This window comes from Klebsiella sp. CN_Kp088 (assembly GCF_040064335.1).
In the GTDB taxonomy this organism is placed as follows: domain Bacteria; phylum Pseudomonadota; class Gammaproteobacteria; order Enterobacterales; family Enterobacteriaceae; genus Klebsiella; species Klebsiella aerogenes.
On sequence record NZ_JBEAIQ010000024.1, the window covers coordinates 120,384 to 146,494 of the forward strand.

At 55.9% G+C, this 26,111-nt stretch carries 25 protein-coding genes and 1 pseudogene; 12 read left to right on the plus strand and 14 right to left on the minus strand.

The window, feature by feature from the left end:
- Positions 1 to 119: 119 nt before the first annotated feature.
- Positions 120 to 1,511 (plus strand): L-cystine transporter, encoded by a 1,392-nt coding sequence (locus tag ABLV08_RS14975; protein WP_015366191.1) that lies wholly within the window; start codon positions 120 to 122, stop codon positions 1,509 to 1,511.
- Positions 1,512 to 1,569: 58 nt separating this feature from the next.
- Here ABLV08_RS14975 and cedA read toward each other — a convergent pair whose 3' ends face one another.
- Positions 1,570 to 1,842 carry a cell division activator CedA gene (gene cedA, locus ABLV08_RS14980; RefSeq protein WP_071596072.1) on the minus strand — a complete coding sequence of 91 codons (273 nt, stop codon included), beginning with the start codon at positions 1,840 to 1,842 and terminating at the stop codon, positions 1,570 to 1,572.
- A gap of 172 nt (positions 1,843 to 2,014) precedes the next feature.
- Between cedA and katE the strand changes: the two genes are divergently transcribed.
- The gene (gene katE / locus ABLV08_RS14985; protein WP_020078562.1) at positions 2,015 to 4,273 is read left to right on the plus strand and encodes a catalase HPII; all 2,259 of its coding nucleotides are present in this window, start codon (positions 2,015 to 2,017) and stop codon (positions 4,271 to 4,273) included.
- 41 nt (positions 4,274 to 4,314) lie between these two features.
- Here katE and chbG read toward each other — a convergent pair whose 3' ends face one another.
- From chbG to osmE, 8 genes and pseudogenes are all read right to left on the minus strand, one after another.
- Positions 4,315 to 5,073, minus strand: a complete 759-nt coding sequence (gene chbG / locus ABLV08_RS14990) for a chitin disaccharide deacetylase (RefSeq protein WP_020078561.1) — start codon at positions 5,071 to 5,073, stop codon at positions 4,315 to 4,317.
- Positions 5,074 to 5,085: 12 nt separating this feature from the next.
- Positions 5,086 to 6,432, minus strand: a complete 1,347-nt coding sequence (locus ABLV08_RS14995) for a 6-phospho-beta-glucosidase (protein ID WP_020078560.1) — start codon at positions 6,430 to 6,432, stop codon at positions 5,086 to 5,088.
- 102 nt (positions 6,433 to 6,534) lie between these two features.
- Complete coding sequence (gene chbR, locus ABLV08_RS15000) at positions 6,535 to 7,374, minus strand: transcriptional regulator ChbR (RefSeq protein ID WP_026612280.1); 840 nt, start codon at positions 7,372 to 7,374, stop codon at positions 6,535 to 6,537.
- A gap of 12 nt (positions 7,375 to 7,386) precedes the next feature.
- Complete coding sequence (gene chbA, locus ABLV08_RS15005; RefSeq protein WP_015366185.1) at positions 7,387 to 7,734, minus strand: PTS N,N'-diacetylchitobiose transporter subunit IIA; 348 nt, start codon at positions 7,732 to 7,734, stop codon at positions 7,387 to 7,389.
- 52 nt (positions 7,735 to 7,786) lie between these two features.
- Positions 7,787 to 9,145 (minus strand): PTS N,N'-diacetylchitobiose transporter subunit IIC, encoded by a 1,359-nt coding sequence (gene chbC, locus ABLV08_RS15010; RefSeq protein WP_015366184.1) that lies wholly within the window; start codon positions 9,143 to 9,145, stop codon positions 7,787 to 7,789.
- A gap of 11 nt (positions 9,146 to 9,156) precedes the next feature.
- A pseudogene (locus ABLV08_RS15015) lies at positions 9,157 to 9,222 on the minus strand (hypothetical protein); the annotation flags it as partial.
- Between the two features lie 70 nt (positions 9,223 to 9,292).
- The gene (gene chbB / locus ABLV08_RS15020; RefSeq protein ID WP_015366183.1) at positions 9,293 to 9,613 is read right to left on the minus strand and encodes a PTS N,N'-diacetylchitobiose transporter subunit IIB; all 321 of its coding nucleotides are present in this window, start codon (positions 9,611 to 9,613) and stop codon (positions 9,293 to 9,295) included.
- A 275-nt stretch (positions 9,614 to 9,888) separates the two neighbouring features.
- Positions 9,889 to 10,227 (minus strand): osmotically-inducible lipoprotein OsmE, encoded by a 339-nt coding sequence (gene osmE, locus ABLV08_RS15025; protein WP_015366182.1) that lies wholly within the window; start codon positions 10,225 to 10,227, stop codon positions 9,889 to 9,891.
- A 295-nt stretch (positions 10,228 to 10,522) separates the two neighbouring features.
- On the opposite strand from osmE, the gene nadE reads away from it, so the two are divergent.
- Together nadE and cho are read left to right on the plus strand one after the other, a co-directional pair.
- Complete coding sequence (gene nadE / locus ABLV08_RS15030) at positions 10,523 to 11,350, plus strand: ammonia-dependent NAD(+) synthetase (RefSeq protein ID WP_045363762.1); 828 nt, start codon at positions 10,523 to 10,525, stop codon at positions 11,348 to 11,350.
- A gap of 101 nt (positions 11,351 to 11,451) precedes the next feature.
- Positions 11,452 to 12,315: an excinuclease Cho gene (gene cho, locus ABLV08_RS15035; RefSeq protein WP_032708300.1), complete on the plus strand. Its 864-nt coding sequence runs from the start codon at positions 11,452 to 11,454 to the stop codon at positions 12,313 to 12,315.
- A 92-nt stretch (positions 12,316 to 12,407) separates the two neighbouring features.
- On the opposite strand, the gene spy is transcribed toward cho, so the two are convergent.
- From spy to ABLV08_RS15060, 5 genes are all read right to left on the minus strand, one after another.
- Positions 12,408 to 12,890 (minus strand): ATP-independent periplasmic protein-refolding chaperone Spy, encoded by a 483-nt coding sequence (spy, locus tag ABLV08_RS15040; protein WP_015366179.1) that lies wholly within the window; start codon positions 12,888 to 12,890, stop codon positions 12,408 to 12,410.
- Between the two features lie 367 nt (positions 12,891 to 13,257).
- The gene (gene astE / locus ABLV08_RS15045) at positions 13,258 to 14,220 is read right to left on the minus strand and encodes a succinylglutamate desuccinylase (protein ID WP_015705766.1); all 963 of its coding nucleotides are present in this window, start codon (positions 14,218 to 14,220) and stop codon (positions 13,258 to 13,260) included.
- A 73-nt stretch (positions 14,221 to 14,293) separates the two neighbouring features.
- Positions 14,294 to 15,769: a succinylglutamate-semialdehyde dehydrogenase gene (gene astD, locus ABLV08_RS15050; RefSeq protein WP_348855994.1), complete on the minus strand. Its 1,476-nt coding sequence runs from the start codon at positions 15,767 to 15,769 to the stop codon at positions 14,294 to 14,296.
- Positions 15,766 to 16,800 carry an arginine N-succinyltransferase gene (gene astA, locus ABLV08_RS15055; RefSeq protein WP_032711851.1) on the minus strand — a complete coding sequence of 345 codons (1,035 nt, stop codon included), beginning with the start codon at positions 16,798 to 16,800 and terminating at the stop codon, positions 15,766 to 15,768. Before astA ends, astD begins: the two co-directional genes overlap by 4 nt.
- Positions 16,797 to 18,017 carry an aspartate aminotransferase family protein gene (locus ABLV08_RS15060; RefSeq protein ID WP_015705769.1) on the minus strand — a complete coding sequence of 407 codons (1,221 nt, stop codon included), beginning with the start codon at positions 18,015 to 18,017 and terminating at the stop codon, positions 16,797 to 16,799. Before ABLV08_RS15060 ends, astA begins: the two co-directional genes overlap by 4 nt.
- Before the next feature lie 446 nt (positions 18,018 to 18,463).
- Between ABLV08_RS15060 and xthA the strand changes: the two genes are divergently transcribed.
- The 8 genes from xthA (at position 18,464) to ABLV08_RS15100 (ending at position 26,106) form a co-directional block, all read left to right on the plus strand.
- Positions 18,464 to 19,270: an exodeoxyribonuclease III gene (gene xthA, locus ABLV08_RS15065; protein WP_015366172.1), complete on the plus strand. Its 807-nt coding sequence runs from the start codon at positions 18,464 to 18,466 to the stop codon at positions 19,268 to 19,270.
- Between the two features lie 238 nt (positions 19,271 to 19,508).
- Positions 19,509 to 20,129 carry a TVP38/TMEM64 family protein gene (locus ABLV08_RS15070; RefSeq protein ID WP_224146699.1) on the plus strand — a complete coding sequence of 207 codons (621 nt, stop codon included), beginning with the start codon at positions 19,509 to 19,511 and terminating at the stop codon, positions 20,127 to 20,129.
- Complete coding sequence (locus ABLV08_RS15075; protein ID WP_015366169.1) at positions 20,122 to 20,826, plus strand: TVP38/TMEM64 family protein; 705 nt, start codon at positions 20,122 to 20,124, stop codon at positions 20,824 to 20,826. Before ABLV08_RS15070 ends, ABLV08_RS15075 begins: the two co-directional genes overlap by 8 nt.
- A complete protein-coding gene (locus ABLV08_RS15080) occupies positions 20,823 to 21,386 on the plus strand; it encodes a carboxymuconolactone decarboxylase family protein (protein ID WP_015366168.1) in 564 nt (187 codons plus the stop codon). Before ABLV08_RS15075 ends, ABLV08_RS15080 begins: the two co-directional genes overlap by 4 nt.
- Positions 21,387 to 21,395: 9 nt before the next feature.
- Positions 21,396 to 22,574 (plus strand): ABC transporter substrate-binding protein, encoded by a 1,179-nt coding sequence (locus ABLV08_RS15085; RefSeq protein ID WP_047054034.1) that lies wholly within the window; start codon positions 21,396 to 21,398, stop codon positions 22,572 to 22,574.
- Entirely contained in the window at positions 22,547 to 24,079 is a 1,533-nt protein-coding gene (locus ABLV08_RS15090) for a thiamine ABC transporter permease (RefSeq protein WP_348855996.1), read from the plus strand. The genes ABLV08_RS15085 and ABLV08_RS15090 overlap by 28 nt, the downstream gene beginning before the upstream one ends.
- Positions 24,079 to 24,723 carry an ATP-binding cassette domain-containing protein gene (locus ABLV08_RS15095; RefSeq protein WP_032711855.1) on the plus strand — a complete coding sequence of 215 codons (645 nt, stop codon included), beginning with the start codon at positions 24,079 to 24,081 and terminating at the stop codon, positions 24,721 to 24,723. The genes ABLV08_RS15090 and ABLV08_RS15095 overlap by 1 nt, the downstream gene beginning before the upstream one ends.
- A 75-nt stretch (positions 24,724 to 24,798) precedes the next feature.
- Positions 24,799 to 26,106 (plus strand): sulfurtransferase, encoded by a 1,308-nt coding sequence (locus tag ABLV08_RS15100; protein WP_087877452.1) that lies wholly within the window; start codon positions 24,799 to 24,801, stop codon positions 26,104 to 26,106.
- Positions 26,107 to 26,111 lie beyond the last annotated feature (5 nt).

Below are 26,111 nucleotides of genomic sequence, written 5' to 3' on the forward strand. Positions count from 1 at the left end.
TTTTTGGTTATAACCCATTCCATTTGAGTATAAGAAAGCAATAAGGCCTTCTGCTACTCTTGGCGCCATAAGAGTTGGTTTCAGACCAACCCAGGTAACAAGATATCAGGAGAACGGGGATGAATTTTCCATTAATAGCGAACGTTGTCGTGTTCGCGGTTTTACTGTTTGCGCTGGCTCAAACCCGCCACAAACAGTGGAGCCTCGCTAAAAAAGTACTGGTCGGTCTCGTTATCGGCGTTATCTTTGGTCTCGGCCTGCAGCTGGTTTACGGCTCCGACAGCCAGGTTCTGAAAGATTCTATTCAGTGGTTCAATATCGTCGGTAACGGCTATGTGCAACTGCTGCAGATGATCGTTATGCCGCTGGTCTTCGCCTCCATTTTGAGCGCGGTGGCGCGCCTGCACAATGCCTCTCAGCTGGGTAAAATCAGTTTCCTGAGCATCGGTACGCTGTTGTTCACCACCCTTATCGCCGCGCTGGTCGGCGTACTGGTGACCAACCTGTTTGGCCTCACCGCTGAAGGCCTGGTGCAGGGCAGCGCGGAAACCGCCCGTCTGAACGCCATCCAGAGCAACTATGTCGGTAAAGTATCAGATCTGAGCGTTCCGCAGCTGATCCTGTCGTTTGTGCCGAAAAACCCGTTTGCCGATCTGACCGGCGCGAACCCGACTTCTATCATCAGCATTGTTATCTTCTCGGCGTTCCTTGGCGTCGCGGCGCTGAAGCTGCTGAAAGACGATGTGGAGAAAGGCCAACGCGTCCTGACCGCCATCGACACGCTGCAGGGCTGGGTGATGAAGCTGGTGCGTCTGGTGATGCAGTTAACTCCGTACGGCGTGCTGGCGCTGATGACCAAAGTGGTTGCCGGTTCCAACCTGCACGACATCATCAAGCTCGGCGGTTTTGTAGTGGCTTCTTACATCGCGCTGGGCATCATGTTTGTGGTGCACGGTCTGCTGTTAGCCGTCAATGGCGTCAGTCCGCTGAAGTATTTCCGTAAAGTCTGGCCGGTGATTACCTTCGCCTTCACCAGCCGTTCCAGCGCGGCGTCTATTCCGCTGAACGTGGAAGCGCAGACGCGCCGTCTGGGCGTACCGGAATCCATTGCCAGCTTCTCCGCCTCATTCGGCGCGACGATTGGTCAGAACGGCTGCGCCGGTATCTATCCGGCAATGCTGGCGGTAATGGTCGCGCCAACCGTTGGCATCAACCCGCTGGATCCAATGTGGATTGCCACCCTCGTGGGTATCGTCACCGTGAGCTCCGCTGGCGTAGCCGGCGTTGGCGGCGGCGCCACCTTCGCGGCATTGATCGTGCTGCCGGCGATGGGTCTGCCGGTCACGCTGGTCGCACTGCTGATTTCCGTCGAGCCGCTGATTGATATGGGTCGTACCGCCCTCAACGTTAACGGTTCAATGACCGCCGGCACGCTGACCAGTCAGTGGCTGCGCCAGACGGATAAAGCCATCCTCGATAGTGAAGAAGACGCCGAACTGGCGCATCGCTAACGTTAACAGTCACAAAAAAGCCGCTGAATTTCAGCGGCTTTTTTATTTTCCTATGAGGTCATGCCTCTATTTCACCTTCCTGGCGAATCTGATTAGCCCAGCGCTGCGCCGATTCCGGCACGGTGAACGCCGGCGAGCGGCGGAAACGCTCGCCCATCAGTACAAAGGCGACATATTTGCCCCGCAATATCCAGACATCGCGAAAATGGTCCATTTTAACGGCATGATCCGGCGGCGCAGGCTCGACGCGCGGCACGTAGCTAATGATAGGGCGATTTTGTTGGCGCAATGATTTCATAACAGATGGATTCACTAAGCAAAGCGGGAACATAAACCCCTATCATAGCCGATTGCCCCCCTTTTCGTCGCCCCTCCTGGCACGATGCGCATTTTAGGATAACTCTATTCCTGCCTGAGCAGCATCCTCAGCACAATGTTCTATAGTTAGAAGGGTTTTGGTTTAGCAACGACCACTTTTAGCAATGAAAGCAGGAGACGAGCAGATGTCAGATAAGCACCACGACCCACACAGCCGACAGGCTCCGGTACACGATAGCGATGAAGCAAAACCGGGCCTCGATTCACTGGCGCCAGAAGACCGCGAGTGGCGCCCTACTCCCCAGCCAACCGCGCCCGGGGAGGAGCCGACGGCGCCCGGCAGCCTGAAAGCGCCGGATACTCACAGCATAAAATTAGATACGCTTGAGCCGCAGCGTAAAGGCGGCGAAAACTTCCCGCTGACCACCAATCAAGGGGTACGCATCGCCGACGATCAAAACTCGTTACGCGCCGGCAACCGCGGACCAACGTTGCTGGAAGATTTTATCTTACGTGAGAAAATTACCCACTTTGACCATGAACGCATTCCCGAGCGTATCGTTCATGCTCGCGGTTCCGCCGCGCACGGCTATTTCCAGCCTTACAAAAGCCTGAAAGAAATTACCAAAGCCGATTTTCTGTCCGCGCCGGAAAAAATCACCCCTGTTTTTGTCCGCTTCTCCACCGTTCAGGGCGGCGCGGGCTCGGCCGATACCGTGCGTGATATCCGCGGCTTCGCCACCAAATTCTATACCGAAGAGGGTATTTTCGACCTGGTGGGCAATAACACGCCTATTTTCTTTATCCAGGATGCGATTAAATTTCCTGACTTTGTCCATGCGGTGAAACCCGAACCGCACTGGGCAATTCCGCAGGGACAAAGCGCCCATGACACCTTCTGGGACTATGTTTCGCTGCAGCCGGAAACATTGCATAACGTGATGTGGGCCATGTCCGACCGCGGCTTGCCGCGCAGCTATCGCACGATGGAAGGCTTCGGTATTCATACCTTCCGCCTGATCAACGCTGAAGGCAAAGCCACCTTTGTGCGCTTCCACTGGAAGCCGGTGGCCGGTAAAGCATCACTGGTGTGGGATGAGGCGCAGAAATTAACAGGCCGCGATCCGGACTTCCATCGCCGCGATCTGTGGGAAGCCATCGAGGCTGGCGATTATCCGGAATTCGAGCTCGGCCTGCAGTTAATTCCGGAGGAAAACGAGTTCAATTTCGACTTCGATCTGCTGGATCCGACCAAGCTCATTCCGGAAGCGCTGGTGCCCGTGCAACGAGTCGGCAAAATGGTGCTTAACCGTAACCCCGATAACTTCTTCGCTGAGAACGAACAGGCGGCATTCCATCCGGGTCATATTGTGCCGGGTATCGATTTTAGTAACGATCCGCTGTTACAAGGGCGACTCTTCTCCTATACCGATACGCAAATTAGCCGCCTCGGCGGGCCAAATTTCCACGAAATTCCGATTAACCGCCCTACCTGCCCGTATCATAATTTCCAGCGTGACGGCATGCACCGAATGGAGATTGATACCAATCCGGCAAACTATGAACCCAACTCTATCAACGATAACTGGCCTCGTGAAACGCCGCCGGCGCCGAAACGCGGCGGCTTTGAATCGCTGGCGGAACGCGTTGATGGCGAGAAAATCCGTAACCGTAGCCCCTCCTTCGGCGAGTACTACGCCCAGCCTCGCCTGTTCTGGCTCAGCCAGACGCCGATTGAGCAGCAGCACATTATCGGCGGCTTTAGTTTTGAGCTGAGCAAAGTGGTCAGAGTCTGGATCCGCGAGCGGGTGGTCGATCATCTGGCGCATATTGATATCGGGCTGGCGGAAGCGGTAGCCAACAATCTCGGTATCGAACTCAGCGATGAGCAGCGGAATATAGCGCCGCCAGCGCCGGTTAACGGCGTGGAGAAAGACCCGACTCTCAGCCTTTACGCCGATGGCGATGGCGACGTAAAAGGACGAATTGTCGCGGTATTACTCAACGAGAAGACCTGCGCACAGGATGTACTCAACCTGCTACAGGCGCTACAGGCCAGAGGCGTTCACAGCAAACTGCTCTATTCGCGTATGGGCGAAGTCAGCGCCGATGATGGATCGCAGCTACCGATCGCCGGAACCTTCGCCGGCTCGCCGTCGTTGACGGTTGACGCGGTTATCGTTCCCGGCGGCGACCTGACCAGCATCAGCGATAACGGCGATGCCCGCTACTATCTGCTGGAAGCCTATAAGCATCTGAAGCCCATTTTACTGGCGGGCGATGCGCGGCAGTTTAGTTCGCTGCTACAGGTGCCCGCAACGGGTGAAGAAGGGGTTATCGAATGCGACGCGATTAATACGCTTAGCGTCGATAAGCTGCTGACGCTACTGGCCGCGCATCGCGTCTGGTCAAGAAGCAGTAAAGTTGCGGCCATACCCGCATAATAAAAAGCCCGGCAGTTCATGGCTGCCGGGCTTTCCTCTCTTTATACGTCGCGATAGTTTCCGAGCCGATAGCCACGTTCCGCAATAGCGTATTTCAGTTCGCCGGACGTCAGCACGTCCAGTTCGGTCAGCCGCGGATAGCAGTAAGCGCTGCCCATAATGGTGTTATCAACAAATGCCGGATGACACATCACTTCCAGCGAGTTTTCCTGCCGTTCAATCGACGCATCCAGCGTCTGCAGGAACAGCGCTTGTGAAACCGCTTCACCGTAAAATTCGCTGCTGAAGCCATCGCTACTGCGCGCCGCATCCTGGTCGAGGCCATTCAGCGCCGCCACCTGGCGGTCGATACGCAAAGCGACGCCCTTTTCGCGCGCAAAGGCGGCGACAATGGGATAGATCTGCGCGATCATATGCACATGGTGGTGGCTGTCGATATGCGTTGGTTCGCAACCAAACAGTTCGATAAAACGCCGGTACTGACACTCCAGTTCGTGGGCGATCTCATCCAGCGGCAGGCTGTCCTCTTCCGCCATCTGCCAAATCCATTTGCCCAACCGCCCGTCGCGGGTTAACCCCGGCATCGCCGATAATGGCTCGCCCAGCGTCAACACAAAGTGCATGCCCACCGCCAGCTCGGGCAGGCTACGGCTTAATTGGGCGGCGTGGCCGATAGCCGCGCCGTTGACCAACGCCGTAGTCGACGTCACCAGTCCATTCTTGCAGGCTTCGATAATGCCGTAATTCTGCCCTTTGCTCAGGCCATAATCATCGGCGTTAACGATCAATACGCGTTCCATCGGCCGCTCCCGTTACTGTTTCAGTTTTTCGATAGTCGCTGCAAAGTTCGGCAGCCACTTCTCATGGGCGAGGATCATCTCCCGCGCCAGCTGCTCAGCATCACGATCCGAATGAATCAGCGGGCTTAAATTGAGCGCCAGCAGCACATCATTGAGCTCACCGCTCATTGCCGCCTGGCTGGCCGCCACTTCAAAGCCTTTGATGGTATAAATCAGCCCCAGCACTTTTTCATCAAAATGCGTGATTCGCGGCGTGGGTTTCGCACCGTCGCGGCCCAGCGTACAGGTCATTTCTACCGCCCAGTCGGCCGGAATATTATCAACATGGCCATGGTGCGGAATATTCACATAGTGCTCGGTCTGCTTATCATTGTAGATGGCGTTAATCACCTCGCAGGCGGCATCAGAGTAGTAAGCGCCGCCGCGCTGCTCAAGCTCCTTCGGCTTAATGTTCAGATCCGGATTTTTGTACAGTTCGAACAGCTGCTTTTCAACCTTCTGTACGACCTGAGCGCGCGCGCCGCCTTTGTAGTATTCGCCCATCTCAATCGCCAGCATCTCTTTCGGCTTGAAGTAATAAAGCAGATACGAGCATGGGATCAGGCGCAGTGAGCGAATCAGCCCTTCGCTAAACGGCAGGTCGAAGATATTTTTCACCGAGTTCGCGGTCAGACGGCCAGAAGCCACGCCGTCCAGCAGTTCATCGAAGCGCGACACGCCATTGACCAGCACATCGCGAACGAACACCAGGTGGTTGAGACCGAACAGATCGATATTCAACTCATCGCTCGGACTCAGTTGCAGCACATCGGTAATAAACATCTTCATACCGATTGGAATGTTGCACACGCCGATAAAGCGTTTGAAATTGGTATGGCGGTATACCGCCTCGGTGACCATACCCGCCGGGTTGGTAAAGTTAATGATCCACGCATCGGGGCAAATTTCCTGCACATCTTTGACGATATCGAAAATCACCGGGATGGTACGCAGACCTTTAAACAGACCGCCCGCACCGTTGGTTTCCTGGCCAAGATAGCCATGGCTTAGCGGGATACGTTCATCTTTTTCACGCGCTTTCAGCTGGCCTACGCGCAGCTGCGTGGTGACGAAATCCGCCCCTTCCAGCGCCGCGCGGCGATCGAGAGTTTTGTAGACTTTCATCGGCACGCCGGCTTTTTCCACCATCCGCTGGCACAGCGCATGGATGATATCGAGCTTTTCCTGCCCTTCTTCCACGTCCACCAGCCACAGTTCCGTTACCGGCAGCTCATGATAGCGTTTGAGGAAACCTTCCAGTAATTCCGGGGTATAGCTGCTGCCGCCGCCGATAGTCACGACTTTTAATTTCTGGCTCATATCTTTCTCCCTTAGGCGCTACGCGTAGACGTAGACCGCTCTCCGCATAAATGCGGACAGTTAACTTGAATGAATAAACCGCGCGGTAAATACCGCTGCGAGTTAATTAATATTGGTCAGTTGTTTGCGATAACTGCTTGGCGTAAATGAGGTCAGCCTTTTGAACGTTTTTATAAACAGACTTGGGCTGCTATATCCTGATTCATACGCAATATCAGTGACCGAATAGTTGGTGATTTCCAGCTGTTTTTTCGCGAAATTGATGCGGATATCATTAATGATCTGCATCGGCGTCTTACCATAATAGCGCTGGGTCGCCCGGGTTAAATATTCTTGCGTCTTCCCGGACAATTGCACCATATTTTCCAGCGCACTTTCGCCAAATTTATTTTTATCGTGCATATCCTCTACGGTATTTTTCAGCCAGTGAGGGATCACATCTTCAACGGGCTCTTCACGATAATGACGCAAGCGGTTAATGGTGTAAAACGAGACCAGTTCAATAAATTCGTCAAATTCAGTCTCACGAAAATTCAGTGAAGCAATAACCGACTCGATATAACTGAGAAAGGCACTTTGCACCGCATAGACCTGAGAGGCGACCAGCCCGAACGGCAGCAGCGGCAGATAATGTTTCTCAAAGAAGCGTCTGCTGATGCCAACGTTAAGAATGCGCGTCGCACCAAATTCATAAAAGCTCTGATGGTGCGACCCCATTGGGATGAAAACAAAATCCCCGCGCTCCAGCAGCACCCGTTTGCCATTAATTTCCTGATAATAGCGCCCGGTTAAAACGATAGTGAACTCGTAGTAATCATGCTGGTGAAGCCCGCTCACGCTCTCCGTTTTGTTATAGATGACCACATGAAAGTTTTTCCCGTTGAAGAGCTGTTGTTCCCTGGCGGTACTGATCTCTGTGGTCATCATTTTCGGCTGCCTCATCGTTCGGATAGCCTATTGTACCTTCTCGTGCAGCTCGATCAATTCGGCCACCAGTTCACGGGCCAGCATTGAGGTCATCAGATGATCCTGCGCATGAACCAGCACCAGACTCACCTTCATTTTGCCCTCGCCTTCATCGCTTTCAATAAGCTGGGTCTGGACGCGATGCGCTTCACTCAGCGCCATCCGCGATTGCTCCATCATCGATTTCGCGGCGGCAAAATCTCCCTGCTTCGCCTGCTTCAGCGCCGCATAGGCCAGGCTACGCGCCTGTCCGGAGTTGATAATCAGCCCCATCACCACCTCTTCGAGGTCATTTTCCGGGGTTTCTACCGCGTCGATGTTATCCAGATCAAACATAATATTTCCCTCGTTTCTCAGGCGGTACGGGGAGAGCCCGTACCGCTCGACATCAGAATTTCAGTGCGTTAGCAATATCTTCTTCGCTTTCTTCCTGCTCGATGGTGCTCTGCGCTTTGTTCGACAGGATAACGAACGGCAGGTACACGGCAGTAGCGACACAAAGGTTGAAGAGCGCGACCAACAGGGCAGCAACGCTACCATTACTGTTAAAGAAGGCCCCCAAACCGGTTGGCATCGTCCACGGCGCCAGGTTGGTCACCGGTGGGATTATGCCCAGGCTGTAAGCTGCCAGCGTAATCGCCGCCAGAATCGGTTGTACCAGCACGAACGGGATGAACATGACCGGGTTCATGATGATCGGCAGACCGAACAGAATTGGTTCGTTAATCTGGAAGATGCCTGACGGCAGCGCCAGCTTAGCGACCTGACGATGATCGGCGCGGCGAGAAGCGATGAAGATGGCGATAATCAGACCCAGCGTCGCACCGGAACCACCCAGCAGGATGTAGGAGTCGAGCATCGGCTTCGCCCAGAAGTGGAACTGTTTGCCGGCTTCAATGGCCGCGTCGACAGAGCCATACTGGTTATACAGCGCGATGTTTTCCAGCGCCCACGGCGTCATAATGCCGTTATCCAGCGCCGTCAGCGCCAGCGAACCGTGCACCCCGAAGAACCACAGCAGGGAGTTAAAGATAACGTACGCCCAGCCAACGACGCTGCCCATCGCCGCCAGCGGCGTGGAGATGGAGTCCATGATGATCTGATGGAAGTTGCTGCCGTAGTTTGACAGAATCCACGAAATAATGCCGAAGACCGACAAAATCAGGAAGCCCGGGATCAGCGCCGAGAAGGAGCGCGATACCGATGACGGCACGCTATCCGGCAGTTTGATGACCCAGTTGCGGCGAATGACAAAGGTGAACAGTTCCGCCACCACCAGGCCGATAATCATCCCGGAGATGATGTTCTGCCCGCCGAGCCAGTTGGCGCCGACGGCATAGGCTTCACCCACGCTATAAGGCGTGACGGTCATAAAGGCGGCGACCGCCAGCAGACCAGCTGCCATAGGGTCGACTTTACGCTCTTCGGCCAGCGCGGCGCCGATAAAGAACGGCGCCATCAGCGACATAATGCCCAATGTACCGTTGTAAACATTACCGCCGATGGCTTTAAAGCCGTTTAAGGTTTCAATGGTGGAGGCATCCAGGCGAATCCCCATTGAATAAAAGAAAGAACCTTCACCAAAGCTCAGAAAAACGTTGTTGATTAATACGAACATGGCCCCGGCGAGGGTCAGCGGCATTAATTTAATAAAGCCGTTTTTAATCGCATTAATGTGCGGTTGCTTTCCTATTTTAACTGCAAAAGGAAGGAGTACCTTTTCAAGCGAATCGATCACTTTACTCATAGTCAATACCCTTAAAAGCCGCAATAAAATATTACGGCGATGATGTATGAAATTACTCTTTGACGGGAAAATAAACTATTGAATATAGTGGCGGCTAGTATTAACTAACGACCAGACGCCAACATATCGCGAGTTTAAAAAATAAAATTATTGTGCTGCAGCTTTCTTAATGGCCGCGACGGCCGCCTTCAATACACCTAAACCATCGACTTTACCGTACAGAATGGAATCAATGACCTCTACCGGCTTGTTTGGCAGCAGACGTTGAATTTCCGGCAGCATATAAGCGATTTGGGGTCCTAATAATACAACATCAGCTTCCGGTCCTTTTTCACCGGCCAGCGTTTCAGGATACGCTTCAATAATTACCGGGACTTCATACTTTTCCGCCTGGGCGCGCATTTTGGAGACCAGTAATGAAGTGGACATGCCAGCCGAGCAGAACAGATAGATATGTTTCTTTTCCATGAACGCTTCCTCAATGTGTAGGACCTGGGCTTCAGCAATGGCTGAGAGCCGGTAAGACTGGTAACTTGCGGTTAGTTTTGTTTATGCATTGAGTATACGGCAACATTTGGCGGCAGGATAATTCCCTGTTGAACAGAATTGTCTCTCATTGACCTCGCGTTTTGACTACCCTCACATTTCCCCCAAATAATTCGCGCAATTAAATAAGCATTAGCCGCCATAAAAAAGCCCGACCAATAGTCGGGCTTTCGTAGCTCTCAGCTTGTGACGCGTAGTTATTTGTTGTTACGCGGATCGGTGTCGTACTCGGCGCAGGTCTGGTAGCCGGAGTTCATCACGTGGCCGGTCTCGTCCAGCGCGACAAAGTAGGTTTCAATTTTACCATCCCGTTGACCCAGGATATAAGTCTGGCAGGTTCCGCGCGCGTGAATCATGGTGACTTCAGACGACGGTTTACCGGCAATCTGCATAACCTGGCTACGGGTCATGCCTTTTTTGACATCCTTAACAACTGGCTGTGTGAACTGATCTTTGGTGCGGTCATAGGCCGTACACCCTGCCAGCATGGTTAATACTGCTGCTGCGCCCATCAATCCTGCTAATTTTTTGTTCATATTCCGTCCTCATTATGTAATCGGCGTGTTTTAAGCCTGGAATAAAAAGCGTTATTTTTCAAGCCAAACGTCGAATTCATGTAAATTCAGAACTTTTCTGGTAACCAGATGTGTGCAAAAAATCAGCGACGGAACATACTCCACTACCGATGTTTTCCCGCACCATAAATAAATGCTATGCCATTGGTTGCCTTCTTTTCCGTCAGTCAGCGGTACCAGCCTTGTCGTTTCAGCAGCAAAGAGGTAGTTTTAGACCATGCTGGTTGCCATACAGGCTCACTTTCCGGAGGGCGTAATGACGCTTCAACAACAAATTATTCAGGCGCTGGGCGCGAAGCCGCAGATTGATGTCGAAGGCGAAATTCGCCGCAGCGTGGATTTCCTGAAATCCTATCTGCAGACCTATCCGTTCATTAAATCACTGGTGCTCGGCATTAGCGGCGGCCAGGATTCGACCCTTACCGGCAAACTATGCCAGATGGCGATCAATGAGCTGCGCGCGGAAAGCGGCGATCGCAGCCTGCAATTTATCGCCGTGCGCCTGCCTTATGGCGTCCAGGCCGATGAGCAGGATTGCCAGGATGCCATCGAATTTATCCAGCCTGACCGTGTGCTGACCGTCAATATCAAAGGCGCGGTGCTGGCCAGCGAGCAGGCGTTGCGAGAAGCGGGTATTGAGCTGAGCGACTTTGTTCGCGGCAACGAGAAAGCCCGTGAGCGAATGAAAGCGCAATACAGTATCGCCGGCATGACCAAAGGCGTGGTCGTGGGAACAGACCATGCCGCAGAAGCGATCACCGGCTTCTTTACCAAATACGGCGATGGCGGTACCGACATTAACCCGATCTTCCGTCTCAATAAACGTCAGGGCAAACAGCTACTGGCGCAGTTGGGCTGTCCTGAGCACCTTTATATGAAGCAGCCGACCGCCGACCTCGAAGATGACCGCCCTTCTCTGCCGGATGAAGTCGCGCTAGGCGTGACCTACGACAACATTGATGACTATCTGGAAGGCAAAACCCTGGACGAGAACATCGCCAAAACCATTGAAGGCTGGTATCTGAAAACCGAGCATAAGCGCCGCCCGCCAATCACCGTCTTCGACGATTTCTGGAAGAAGTAACGACTTCCCGACACCCCGGCCAGCGCCGGGGTTATTTTTTGTCCTTTTCGCCGCAAAACTCGCCTGCTATACTGGATGCATGAACAGTATCAGGAGTTGTTGTGGCCAGAAAACAATCTGCCCCGCGTCTGGAGTTTGAAGCGGCGGCAATCTATGAGTATCCCGAACATTTGCGCCCATGGCTGGAGGCCTTGCCAAAGCTGCCTGGGGTGTATCAGTTCCATGGTGAAAGCGAGACACTGCCGCTTTATATCGGTAAGAGCGTGAATATCCGCAGCCGTGTGCTGTCGCATTTGCGTACCGCAGATGAGGCCTCCATGTTGCGCCAGGCGCGACGCATCAGTTGGCAACGCACCGCCGGTGAATTAGGCGCGCTGTTACTTGAAGCGCGGTTAATTAAAGAACAGCAGCCGCTGTTTAATAAACGACTGCGGCGTAATAAACAGCTCTGCTCTTGGCTGCTGGAGTCGGGTAAACCGCAAGTTGTGTATGCGCGAGAAGTCGATTTCTCCCATCAGCAGCACCTGTACGGCCTGTTCGCTAACCGCCGCGCGGCATTACAGGCGCTACAAACCATCGCCGATGAGCACCGTCTGTGTTATGGCATTCTGGGGCTGGAGCCGCTGAGTCGCGGGCGCGCCTGTTTTCGTTCCGCACTGGGGCGCTGCGCCGGCGCCTGCTGTGGTAAAGAGAGCGTCGAAGATCATAACCAGCGGCTGCTGGCGCAAATGAGTAAGCTTCAGCTGGTGTGCTGGCCGTGGGCGGGTCCGGTGGCGTTGGAAGAGCGCGGCCCGGATATGGTTCAGTACCATATCATTCATAACTGGCTGTGGCTGGGCGCGGTAGATTCACTGGCGCAAGCCGCTAAACTCACCACACTGCCTGCCGGTTTCGATCACGATGGCTACAAGATTCTTTGTAAGCCATTGCTCAGCGGTGAGTATCCGCTGCACCTTCTTGGCTAATGATTTCGCAAACGTAAAAAACCGCCGGCCCTGCCCAAAGCCTTAATGGCAATGATTGGGCAAGACCGGCGGTCTTCATTCCGCGCGCTGAGTTACTCAGCAGGTGCAGGCATTTTACCTTCCGGCGCTTTACGTTCTGTCAGATGCTTCTCAAAATTCGCATTGAACTGTTTTTTCTGTTCCGGGGTCAGGATGTTGTAAATCTTGTTCTGGGTTTCCATGCGGGAAAGCATCATCTCTTTATGCTGTGCTTCCATCTTATCAATCTGCGCGCTGGCTTTCGCTTTGTCGAAAGTATCGCTGGCGATCAGATCGTGCATGGCGCGACGTTCGTCAAGGGACGGACGTTTCATGTTCTGGCGTTGGCTTTTCATGATGTCGCGAACCTGCTGCTTTTGCGCATCGGTCAGGTTCAGGTCTTTGAACATCATATCGTGATGACCCGGCATACCTTTATGGTGCATCATCGGTTTGCTGTCGGTTTGGGTGGTAGCGGTAGTATCGGCTGCGTGAGCCAGGTTAGCAGCACCCAGAGCCAGCGTAGAGGCAACAAACAGAGCAGTAATCTTCTTCATGGTTATGTCCTTACTATCAGTTATTCTGACGGCGCATTGCCGTGTTGACGAGATTAACTTTACGCGCTTTATCGTCAATTAGTCAGTGCAAGCGTAAAACAATGAAAGTGTAAAAAACATTTTCTCACCAATTGTGGAGAAAATAAGGAAAATGAGGAGGGATATGCAACAAAAAATAAATAACAGGCTGTTTTATAAGGAAACTGTGAAGATTATAAAACAGTGGAGATTAAAAACAAAGCATTTAACCAGGAATAATCTGCAAACCATATCAATGGCACAAATAAATAAGATCGGCGCGCAGCGATATTTCACTCGATATTCACAACCGCGAACGACAACGGCTGTGAATAGTTAAGTGCGGGAATTACAACCGTTCCAGCATCAGCCCAGCCCGTAGCCCTGGCGCCACGCCGGGGTTGGGAAACAGCACGTACTCTTGCGCCTTTTCGACGACATAGCGCGTTTCGCCATCCTCCGCCAGCAGCGTCCCGGCGCTGAACGGCGTAAAATTGAGCGTCTCCCCCGACATATGCAACTGGAATTGGTCACTGTGGCGGGTGATCTGCTGCACCACCCGGTAGCGCAGCGGCGCAGTCGCTTCTGCCACCGCCAAATCGCCCACCAACAGCCTGCTTAACGCCCGCTGCGTCGCTGAGAACTGGGTTAAATCGTTGTCGCCAAAAGGCAGCGCTTTGCCCAACTCCAGCGTACAGGCCAGCGCGGCAAAACGTTCGCAGCTAAAGTGGGTAAAGGTTCCCGCCGGTTGTTGATGGAACACCAGCGCCTCCAGCCCGGCCGCGCCAAGCCAGCTGAGAAAATCTTCGCTCCACGGCTCCTCGCGTGCCGGCAACACCCCAAAGCGCGGATGCAGCGAGCCGCGAATAGCGGTATGCATATCCAGATGCCAGCGCACGCCATGGCTATCGCTAAAGAAACGCGTCACAGCGCTTTCCAACTGCCGCGCCCGCACCGTTTCCCCACTGGGCGCGAACTTGCGCCAGCGTTCGCCGAACATGCGGTTCATATCGCTATCGAGATAGCGTTTATTTTGCCGCAGCGCCGGCGGGTTGCCGAATATCACCAACACACGCCAGCGCAGCGGGAGTTCGCCGCTAAACAACTGCTGAAGCAAAGCGTTGACTATCTCCACCGGCGCGGTTTCATTGCCGTGAATACCGCAGGAGAGTACCAGTGAACGTTCGCAGCGCGCATGCGGGGTCAGCAGCAGGATGCCGCAATCGATCCAGTGCCAACGAAAATGGGCGGTTTCGCCATGAAAATGATGCGGCCAGCGCCCCGCCAGAGTTAGTGCCAGAAAGTCGTCCACGACGCCTCCTCTATTACTGAAACGGATCGAGGAAAACTCGCAGGGCCGAGAATCCCGGCCCCGCGAACATTCATCAACTTGCCTGCAATGAAAAATCCAGACCCGGACTGAGCGTCTCCGGTAGCGCCAGTTCGGCAGATTCCAGGCTGGCCATCGGCCAGGCGCAATAATCGGCGGCGTACCAGGCGCCTGGACGATGATTTCCCGAGGCGCCGGTTCCGCCAAACGGCGCGGTACTGGCGGCGCCGGTCAGCGGCTTGTTCCAGTTGACTATCCCGGCGCGGGCTTCCAGCAACAGGCGCTCGAACTTATCACGCTCGGAGGAAATCAATCCGCAGGAGAGACCAAAACGGGTGGCGTTAGCCATCGCGATCGCTTGCGCGAAATCGTCATAGCGCCACACGCACAACAGCGGGCCAAAGACTTCTTCATCCGCCACCTGCTGCACGTTGCTCATGTCGATGATCCCCGGCGTCAGCAGCGAAGTGCCGTCGCGCAACAGACGCGGCTCCAGTAACGTCTGTCCGCCGCTCGCCACGTGCCCAAGCCAGGCCTGATGCACCTTTTGCGCGGCCTGCGGCGATACCAGCCCGCCCAGGAACGGCTGCGGCTGCGCATCCCACTCGCCGGGAATAAGACGTTGTGACACCGTCACTAAACGCTGCAAAAACGCATCGCCCGTCGTGCCGCGTTTGACCAACAGGCGGCGCGCGCAGGTACAACGCTGCCCGGCGGTGATAAATGCCGACAGGATAGTCAGGTGAACCGCTGCGTCAATATCCTGCGGCTCGTCAACAATCAGCGGGTTATTGCCGCCCATTTCAAGAGCGAGGATTTTTTGCGGCTGCCCGGCCAGTTGACGATGCAGTTGGAAGCCGGTCGCGGAGCTACCGGTGAACAACAACCCGTCGATATCCGCCTGCCCGCTCAGCGCCTCACCGGTCTCCCGGCCGCCCTGCAGTAGATTCACGACTCCAGCGGGTAAGCCCGCCTCAGCCCACAGTTTAACCACCGCTTCGCCACTTTGCGGCGTAAGCTCGCTGGGTTTAAAGACGATGGTATTACCGGCGAGTAGCGCCGGTACGATGTGTCCGTTAGGTAAATGGCCCGGGAAGTTATACGGCCCGAACACCGCCAGCACCCCGTGGGGACGGTGGCGCAACGTGGCGGCGCCGTCTGCCATCGCCGTCTCGCTCTCGCCGGTGCGGCTATGGTAAGCACGCACCGAGATCGCCACCTTATTTATCATGGCGGTAATTTCCGTGGCCGCCTCCCAGCGTGGTTTACCGGTCTCAGCGGCAATAATCGCCGTCAGCTGGCTTTTGTTCGCTTCCAGCAGCGCCGCAAACTTCTCGACGATCCCCTGACGCGCGCTAAATGGCAGGCGGGCCCAGGCGGGAAAAGCCTGACGCGCGGCGCTAACCGCCTGCGCGACCTGCCCGGCGTCGGCGTCATTTCCCTGCCACAGCAGCGCCTGGTTGACCGGGTTATATTTACTGCGCTGCGGGCCACGCCCGCTTTGCCATTCGCCGTTAATCCATAAACTCATGATGCTTTCTCCTCCGGGATCAGGCGGACCATCCGTACGCGGTCGCCTGGATGGCATTTCAGCGTATCCAGCTCACGCGCGCTCAGCAGCAACGTTTCGCTATCCGGGTCGGCATGGACCAGGATAGCGCGGAACTGCTGATACTGCTCGTTGGTGACCAGACACTGCGGCCACTCTCCCGGCGCAGGCTGCCCTTCTTCCACCGTCAGCAGGCGGCTTTTGCGTATCGCCCGCACCCGGTCGATTTCGCACTCCAGCGTCGGGCCGCCGTCGAAAATGTCGATGTAGTTGTTAAAACGGAAGCCTTCTTTTTCCAGTACCGCACGCGCAGGCGCCGTTTGCGGATGAACCTGGCCGATGACCGCCCGCGCTTCATCGGAGAGAAAGTCGATATATAACGGATGTTTTGGCATTAGTGCGGCGATAAACGCTTTTTTACCGGTGCCGGAGAGATAGTCGGCGCGGGAAAATTCAATCGCGAAGAAGCGCTTGCCAAGGCTTTCCCAGAACGGCGAATAGCCATGCTCATCAATCACGCCGCGCATCTCGGCAACCACTTTGTCATTAAAGTGGTCGCGGAAACCGGCCATAAACAGCAGTCGCGATTTCGACAACAGGTAGCCGTTACCCTCTTTACGCCATGCCGGATCGAGAAACAGCGTGCAGAGTTCGCTACAGCCGGTGTGATCGTTGCTAAGGAACAGCGTCGGCAGCGCGTGATAAACGTTGAGCTCTTTTGATGCATGTACCTGCGTGCCGACCCGATAGTTGTACCAGGGATCGTTGAGGCCAACGGCGACTTCAATCGCGCAGATCCCAACGACCGCGCCGCTGACGCTATCTTCCAGCACAAAGACATAGCCCTGCTCGCTTTTCGGCAGTTCGCCGCGCCAGGTCCGCTGGGAGCGTTCAATGCGGGCAGCCAACGTGGGTTCGTCCGCCGGCAGCGACGTCAGGCCGCCGCCGGTTTCTCCCGCCAGAGCCATCAGCCCCGGCAAATCGGCTTTTTCAACCGGTCGGATCACCATCATGATGAAACTCCCGCAAGGAAGTGACGGCAGGCCAGCTCAAAGCGATCGAGACCGGTGTTCACCTCTTCCTCGCTCACGTTAAGGGCCGGAGCGAAGCGAACGACGTTTGCCCCGGCAATCAGTACCATCAGCCCGTCTTCCGCCGCCTGGGTACTAATGGCTTTAGCTTTCCCGGCATATTCGTCGTTCAGTACACAGCCAATCAGCAGCCCCAGTCCGCGAATTTCCTTGAACAGGCCGTATTTGGCGTTAATCGCGCTCAGGCGTTCGCTAAACCACTGGTGACGCTGTTTAACGCCGTTCAAAAGCGTCGGTGTATTGACGATAGACAGTAACTCCCCGGCAACAGCGGTGGCGAGTGGGTTACCGCCGTAAGTCGTGCCATGGGTGCCGACGGTCATCACGCTGGCGCATTTTTCCGTCGCCAACAGCGCGCCGATCGGGAAGCCGCCGCCCAGCGCTTTCGCCGTCGACAGGACATCCGGCGTCACCCCGTAGTGCATATAGGCATACAATTCGCCGGTACGACCGACGCCAGTTTGAACCTCATCAAAAATCAGTAGCGCGTTGTGCTGGTCGCACAGTTCACGCAGGCCACGCAAAAATTCTGCTTTCGCCGGCACCACGCCGCCCTCGCCCTGCATCGGCTCGACGATCACCGCGCAGGTGTCGTCATTAATCAGCGCCCGCGCCGAGTCGAGGTCGTTATAGGTAGCATGTTGGATCTGAGGCGGCAGCGGCGCAAAATCCTGCGAATAGGAAGGCTGGCCACCTGCAGATACGGTGAACAACGTGCGTCCGTGGAAGGCGTTTTTGAACGCGACAATGCCGCTTTTGTGGCTACCGTAATGATCGTGGGCGTATTTACGCGCCAGTTTCAGCGCCGCTTCGTTAGCTTCGGCGCCGGAGTTACAGAAGAAAACGCGGTCAGCAAAGGTGGCGTCGATAAGCTTTTTGGCAAGGCGCAGCGCCGGTTCGTTGGTGTAGCCGTTACCGGTATGCCAGAATTTTCCCGCCTGCTCGGTCAGCGCTTTTACTAGCTGTGGATTAGCGTGTCCCAGCGCATTCACCGCGATACCGCCGGCAAAATCGATATACTCTTTCCCCTGCTGATCCCACAACCGTGAACCTTCGCCGCGTACCGGAATAAAAGCCGCCGGCGCATATACCGGCATCATCCATTGATCAAAATTGCTACGCGTAATTGACTGAGACATATCGACCTCTTCCGGTAAATTAAAAGTAAGCACAATGTTAAAATTTATGAGTTATTACGCTGTAAATGTAGATTGCACGCATCGTGCCAGCCAGAGGCAAAAATGCATAAATTGAGCTCAATCACGCGATATCAATGAGTTACAGACACTAACTATTCAATAAAAATGCATAATTAGTGAATAATCATCAAATAAACGGCGCTGGATAGAGGAAAACGACGAGAAGTTATGCAGCGATAAGATATAATTCTGTAATTGTGATCCTCTACGAAATTTATCGTAGATATCTGCGCTTTTTTGGCGCGACATGCGCCAAAACGGTGCATAATTTGTGCGATTCGCTCGCCAACCGCAGTAATCGGTAGAATTAACCACCTGTCGGCAGCCACCATGATGAAATTCTGCTAACATCCTTGCACTATTCACCTTGCACAGTGGCAGCGACTATGAAATTCATCTCTTTTAATATCAACGGCCTGCGTGCCCGCCCCCATCAACTGGCCGCCATCGTCGATAAACATCAGCCCGATGTTATCGGCCTCCAGGAAACCAAAGTACACGACGATATGTTTCCTCTCGAAGAGGTGGCAAAGCTGGGTTACAACGTCTTTTACCATGGGCAAAAAGGCCATTACGGCGTCGCGCTGCTGACCAAAGAGACTCCGATAGCCGTGCGTCGCGGCTTCCCGGGCGACGGCGAAGATGCGCAACGCCGCATCATCATGGCGGAAATCCCCTCGCCGTTTGGTAATGTCACGGTAATTAACGGCTATTTCCCGCAAGGAGAGAGCCGTGACCACGAGACTAAATTTCCGGCGAAAGCGGCGTTTTATCAGAATCTGCAGAACTACCTCGATACCGAGCTGAACAAAGAAAATCCGGTGCTTATCATGGGCGATATGAACATTAGCCCTACCGACCTTGATATCGGCATTGGCGAAGAGAACCGTAAGCGCTGGCTGCGCACCGGTAAATGTTCCTTCCTGCCAGAAGAGCGTGAATGGATGGATCGCCTGCTGGGCTGGGGCCTGGTCGATACCTGGCGTCACGCCAACCCGGATAATCATGACCGCTTCTCATGGTTCGATTACCGCTCTAAAGGTTTTGATGACAATCGCGGTCTGCGTATCGACCTGCTGCTGGCAAGCTCGCCGCTGGCTCAGCGCTGCGTCGAAACCGGCATCGATTACGACATCCGCGGGATGGAAAAGCCTTCCGATCATGCGCCGGTATGGGCAACCTTTAAACCATAACTCTTCTTTGGGGCTCCGGCGCGGAGCCCCGCTATCCTGAGCAAAATCAATAAAGTGAACGGTATACATTGTCGCTCGCGGCAATTTACTATACTGTCGCGCGCACCCGGCGTTTCCTGCCGGACAAAACGAAGACAGGAGACCCTCATGCAAAAGAAGCCGTTACCCGACACGCTATAAACTGCTGTTTGCCGTACTCCTGTTTGCCCTGCTGGCATGGCTTGTTCAGCACGCCGGGCTGACGAGACTGTTCAGCCACCTTCACGATCTTCAATTGCTTATTCTGCACAGCGGTAGCGCAGGTTATGCGCTTTATATCCTGCTGTTTATCATCGCCACCTTATGTCTGATGCCAGGCAGCGCGTTAGTCATCGTCGGCGGTATGATATTCGGCCCCTGGTTGGGCACGCTACTCTCGCTTATCGCCGCGACTGTCGCCTCATCGCTGTCGTTCCTGCTGGCCCGCTGGCTGGGCCGCGAAGCGCTGCAGCGCTATTGCGGTCACCACGCCGTTTTTCAGGCTTTCGAGCGCGGTATTGCCCGCAGCGGCTGCGATTTTCTGATTTTCACCAGGCTGGTGCCGCTGTTCCCTTATAATCTGCAGAATTATGCCTATGGGCTAACGGCGATCCCCTTCTGGTCCTTTACATTTATCTCCACCATCGCCACCCTACCGGGATTGTTTATTTATACTTTTATGGCTAGTGAACTGGCCCGCGATGGCATCACCCTGGCTTTTATTGGCAAACTCAGCATCGCCGGCCTGATGCTCTTTGTATTAACTCAGGCCGCCAGGCGTTATGGCCGCTATAAACACATTAGTGTCGCCACATCCGCGGTAAGCGATAAAAATGGATAACAGAAAACGGCTGTGGCTCTTACGCGGCGCTATCATCCTGCTGGCACTGGCAGCGCTCGTCGGCTGGTGGTTAATACCGGGCGTACGCTCCTTTGTGCAACATAGCTTCAGCGCGTTTGCCACCCTCGATCAGCAAGCGCTGGAGCGTTTTATTCACGCTTATGGTCCGCTGGCAGCCCTGGTCTCTTTCGGGCTGATGATCCTGCAGGCGATTGTCGCGCCGCTGCCGGCATTTTTAATTACCTTTGCCAACGCTTCGCTGTTCGGCGCACTGTGGGGCGGCGTATTGTCATGGGTCAGCGCGATGGCTGGCGCGGCGTTGTGCTTTTTTATTGCCCGCGTACTGGGCCGTGAAGTGGTAGAAAAACTAACCGGCAAGGCGGTATTACAGAGCGTAGATGGTTTTTTTAGGCGCTACGGCAAGCACACCATCCTGGTTTGCCGCCTGCTGCCCTTCGTCCCTTTCGATCCGGTGAGTTACGCCGCTGGGCTAACCTCAATCCGCTTTCGCCATTTTATGTTTGCCACCGGCGTCGGCCAATTACCGGCGACTATCGTCTACTCGTGGGCCGGAAGCCTGCTGACGGGGGGGCTGTTCTGGCTGCTCAGCGGTTTATCTATTTTGTTCGCTTTAGCTATCGTAGTCGCGATAGTCAAAGCGCAATACGTTGCGCATCACAACAGGAAATCGCCATGAATCTACCGCCGTTAACGTCGATTCCATTGATCCTGCGCCCGCAGGCGTGGCTACACCGTCGCCATTATGGCGCGGTGCTCAGCCCTATCCGCTGGTGGGGGCGCATCCCGCTGGCGTTTTATCTGGTCTCCATGTTTGTCGGATATCTGGAACGCCGACGCTCGCCGCTCGATCCGCTGCTACGCTCGTTGGTGAGCGCCCGTATCGCCCAGCTGTGTCACTGTGAATTTTGCATTGATATCACCAGCATGAAACTGGCGCAGCGCGCAGGCGGCAGCGAAAAACTATTGGCGGTTAACGACTGGCGCAATAGCGGATTATTCAGCGATAGCGAACGGTTGGCACTGGAATATGCCGAAGCGGCGAGCATGACGCCGCCCGCCGTCGATGATGCGCTGCGCGCCCGGCTGGCGCAGCAGTTCGATGCTCAGGCGTTAACCGAACTAACCGCGCTGATCGGCCTGCAAAATTTATCCGCACGCTTTAATTCCGCACTGGCGATCCCGGCGCAAGGCCTGTGCCAAATCCCGAAGCCCGATGTTTCCGACACTCATCCCTAAGGAGTCAATATGCGCAGTCTGCGTTATTGTTTAATTTGGCTTGCCGCACTGCTGCTGGCCCCGACTCTCGCCAACGCCGACGAGAACTGGCAGAGCATCAGCCAGCAGGCGCGCGGCCAGACGGTGTGGTTCAACGCCTGGGGCGGCGACCCGGCGGTTAACCGTTACCTCGACTGGGTCAGCGCCGAGGTGAAACGGGATTACGCCGTCGATCTGCGTATTGTACATATCGCCGATGCCGCCGATGCGGTCAAGCGTATTCAGACCGAGGCGCGTGCCGGTCGTTCCCGCGGCGGTTCAATCGATTTATTGTGGGTTAATGGCGAGAATTTCCGCACGTTGAAGCAGGCGAATTTACTGCGCAGCGACTGGGCCGAGAAGCTGCCTAACTGGCGCTACGTCGATACGCGAAAACCGGTTCGGGAAGATTTCTCCATCGCCACCGACGGCGCGGAATCCCCGTGGGGCAGCGCGCAGCTGACTTTTATCGCCCGCCGATCGCAGCTGGCTGAACCACCGGACAGCGCACAGGCGCTACTGGCTTTCGCCACAGCACATCCAGGCAGCGTCACCTATCCGCGGCCGCCGGATTTTACCGGCACCGCTTTCCTTGAGCAGTTGCTGGTTGCGTTGACCGATCGGCCGGAGGCCCTGCGCCAGCCGCCGCAGGAGACAAGTTTCGCCGCGGTGACCGCGCCGCTTTGGGCCTATCTCGACAGGCTACACCCGCTGCTCTGGCGCCAGGGCCGCGATTTTCCGCTGTCGCCGGCGCGGATGGACGCGATGCTGGCGCAAGGCACGCTACAACTATCGCTGACCTTCAATCCGCTGCATGCGCAGCAAAAAGCCGCCAGCGGCGAACTTCCGCAAGACAGTTATAGCTTCGGTTTTAAACAAGGGATGCTCGGCAACGTGCATTTTGTCGCTATCCCCGCCAACGCCCGCGCGACGGCGGGCGCACAGGTGGTGGCTAACTTCCTGCTGTCGCCGCAGGCTCAGCTACGCAAAGCCGATCCACAGATCTGGGGCGATCCCAGCGTACTGGAGCCCGAAAAACTCAACGACGCCCAGCGCGCCGCATTTTACGCCGTGCAGCCGAAAGCGACGCCGCCGATGCTGGCTGAACCGCACGCCGCCTGGGTTGACGCGCTGGAGCAGGAATGGTTGCGCCGCTACGGTACCCACTAATTGCGCTGACGTGGGGAGCGATAGCGCTTATCTATCTCCCCCTGCTTCCCGCCGCCGCGCTGATGGCGATACCTGCCGTCGACGCCGCGGCCTGGCGGGCGCTATTTAGCGATCCGCAGTTGCCGCAGGCGCTGGCGGCGACGCTAGTCTCTACGCTGCTGGCGGTGGGCGGCGCGCTGTTCATCACCCTGATGGTGATTGGCGCATTATGGCCAGCTACTGGCTGGCAGCGCCTGGCGAGAAGATTACCGCTGCTGCTGGCGGTACCCCATGTCGCCTTCGCCACCGCCGCCTTGCTGCTATTTGCCGAAGGCGGCTGGCTGTATCGTCTGTTTCCCGCGTTGAGCCCACCGGTCGATCGCTACGGTATCGGGCTGGGCCTGACAATGGCGGTTAAAGAGAGCGCTTTTTTACTGTGGGTGGCGTATGGCGTACTGGGTGAAAAACAGCTGGCGGCCCAAAGCGTAGTGATGAAAACCCTCGGCTACAACCGCTGGCAATGTCTGCAGTGGATTATTGTGCCGGCACTGCTGCCATCGATGAGCCTTGTTCTGCTGGCCACCGTCGCCTGGAGTTTGTCGGCGGTGGATGTCGCTTTGGTGATCGGTCCGGGAAATCCGCCAACGCTGGCGGTACTGGCGTGGCAATGGCTTAATCAGGGCGATCCGCTGCAACAGGCGAAAGGCGCGCTGGCCAGCCTGCTGCTGCTGGCGTTCACGTTAATCTTCGCGGCCATCGCATCGGCAGGCTGGCGCCGTTGGCGGCAAACTATTCCCGCACTATGCGACAAGCGCGCCGCCCCCGCCAACGCTGCGACCGGACGTATTCTGGCGCAGGCGGTACCCGCCTGCGGTCTGGTTTGCGCGTTGTTGTTGGCTGGCATTTCGCAATGGACGCAGCCAACGGCTGAGGCGATCGGCAACAGCCTCTGGCTGGCGTTAGGTGCGGCGATACTGGGGGCCGCGCTGTGCCTGCTGTGGCTGGAATTCGGCCCCGCCAGATATAACGGACTCTGGCTGCCATTAATCATCCCGACGCTGCCGCTTGCCGATGGTCAATATCAATTAGCGCTCGTGGGCTGGTTCGACGGTCAATTGATGACGGTATTATGGGGGCATCTGTTATGGGTCGTGCCATGGATGCTGTTTATCCTCTCCCCGGCTTGGCGCAATCTGGATCCACGGTTGCTCTTGATTGCCCGTACGCTTGGCTGGCGGCGCGGACACCTGTTCTGGTGGGTCAAACTGCCGTCAATGGCGCGACCGCTGCTTACCGCGCTGGCGGTCGGGTTTTCGGTGAGTATCGCGCAATATCTGCCGACCGTGTGGCTCGGCGGCGGACGGACGCCGACGTTGACCAGCGAAGCGGTCGCGCTGAGCAGCGGCGGCGACAGTACGCGGCTTGCCGCACAAGCGCTGTGGCAATTGCTGCTACCGGCGATCTGCTTTATGGTTACTGCGCTGATAGCCTGGTTTATAGGCCGTCGCCGCCGGGGATTACGCTAATGCTAACCGTTCACAATCTGACATTAACCCTCCACCGCCAACCGCTGTTGTGTGGGGTAAATTTTTCTGTCGCCCCCGGCGAGGTGTTGGCGCTGATGGGCCCTTCCGGCAGCGGTAAATCAACCCTTTTCGCCTGGATGATCGGCGCGCTTGCCGACACCTTTCGCGCCGAAGGTGAATTATGGCTCAACAAACGCCGCTGCGACGGGCTCGCCACTGAAGCGCGACGCATTGGCATCCTGTTTCAGGATGCGCTACTGTTTGACCACTTCAGCGTGGGGCACAATTTACAGCTCGCCCTGCCCGCTGAGATCCGCGGCGCGGCGCGCCAGAGCGAAGTTGAGCAAGCGCTGGCGCGCGCTGGCATGCCGGGGTTCGCCTCGCGCGATCCGGCCACGCTCTCCGGCGGACAGCGCGCGCGCGTCAGCCTGCTGCGCGCCCTGCTGGCGAGGCCGCAAGCGCTGCTGCTGGATGAGCCTTTTAATCGCCTGGATGCAGAACTTCGCGCCGATTTTCGCCAGTGGGTGTTTGCGGAAATTGACCGGCTGGCAATCCCGGCGGTGCTGGTGACTCACGACAGCCAGGATCTCCCACCGGGCGGACGCTGTATTAATATTGCCGCCTGGCAGGCAAATTCCGCCTAACCTGCGTTATCGCAAAGAAATTCCCTTATCAGGAGCAGAGAATGAGCCCTCCTCTTTCTACCGTCGGGCATTTCGATGAAACGTGTTTCTCAATTGACCGCACTCGCCCTGCTCATGGGGCTTGCTGCTTCTTCTACTTTCGCCGCTGATACCATGCCAACGCTGGACTTTTCAACGCTGCAACAGCAGCACGGCATAGCGATAGATACCCGCCTCAGCGCTTTCTATAACGGTTGGCCGCAAAGCGCCAACGGCCCACAGGGCCATGAACCGCAGGCGCTAAACCTCTCCGCTACCTGGCTTGGCGCAATGAGCGACGAACAACTGCGCGCATGGGCTACTCAGCACCGGCTGCAGGCCGATACGCCAATCGCGTTATATGGCGGCGCTGACGATAACGCCAGGGTTGCGGCGCGCTTGAAAGAAGCCGGATTCACCAAACTCAGCACCCTTAGCGACGCTTTCAGTCAGGGCGAGCGCCTGCAGAAGCTGCCGCACTTTGAGCAGCTGGTGTATCCGCAGTGGATCCACAATTTACAGCAAGGTAAAACCGTTACCGCCGCCCCGCAGGGCGACTGGAAACTGTTTGAAGTGGCCTGGGGGGCGCCGAAATTTTATCTGCTGAATCACATTCCTGGCGCCGGTTATATCGATACCAATGAAGTGGAAAGCGAGCCGCTGTGGAACAAAGTGTCCGATGAACAGCTAAAAGCGATGCTGGCTAAACACGGTATTCGCCATGACACCACGGTGATTCTGTACGGCCGCGACGTCTACGCCGCCGCGCGCGTCGCGCAGATCATGCTGTATGCCGGGGTGAAAGATGTCCGCCTGCTCGACGGAGGTTGGAAAAGCTGGTCCGACGCGAATCTGCCGGTCGAGCGCGGCATGCCAGCGAAAGAAAAAACGGTGACCGATTTCGGCGCGCCGATCCCCGGTCAGCCGCAGTTAATGCTCAATACCGAACAGGCGCGTGGGTTACTACACCGGCAGGATGCGTCGCTGGTCAGCGTCCGTTCGTGGCCGGAATTTATCGGCACCACCAGCGGCTATAGCTACATCAAGCCGAAGGGCGATATTGCTGGCGCCCGCTGGGGTCATGCCGGCAGCGATTCCACCCATATGGAAGACTTCCATAATCCGGACGGTACCATGCGCAGCGCCGATGATATCGCGGCGATGTGGAAACAGTGGAACATTCTGCCCAACCAGCAGGTCTCGTTTTACTGTGGCACAGGCTGGCGCGCCTCGGAGACCTTCATGTACGCCAGAGCGATGGGCTGGAAAAACGTCTCCGTTTATGACGGCGGCTGGTACGAATGGAGCGGTAATCCGCAAAATCCGGTAGCCACCGGCGAACGTGGCCCGGACAGCAGCAAATAATCCGC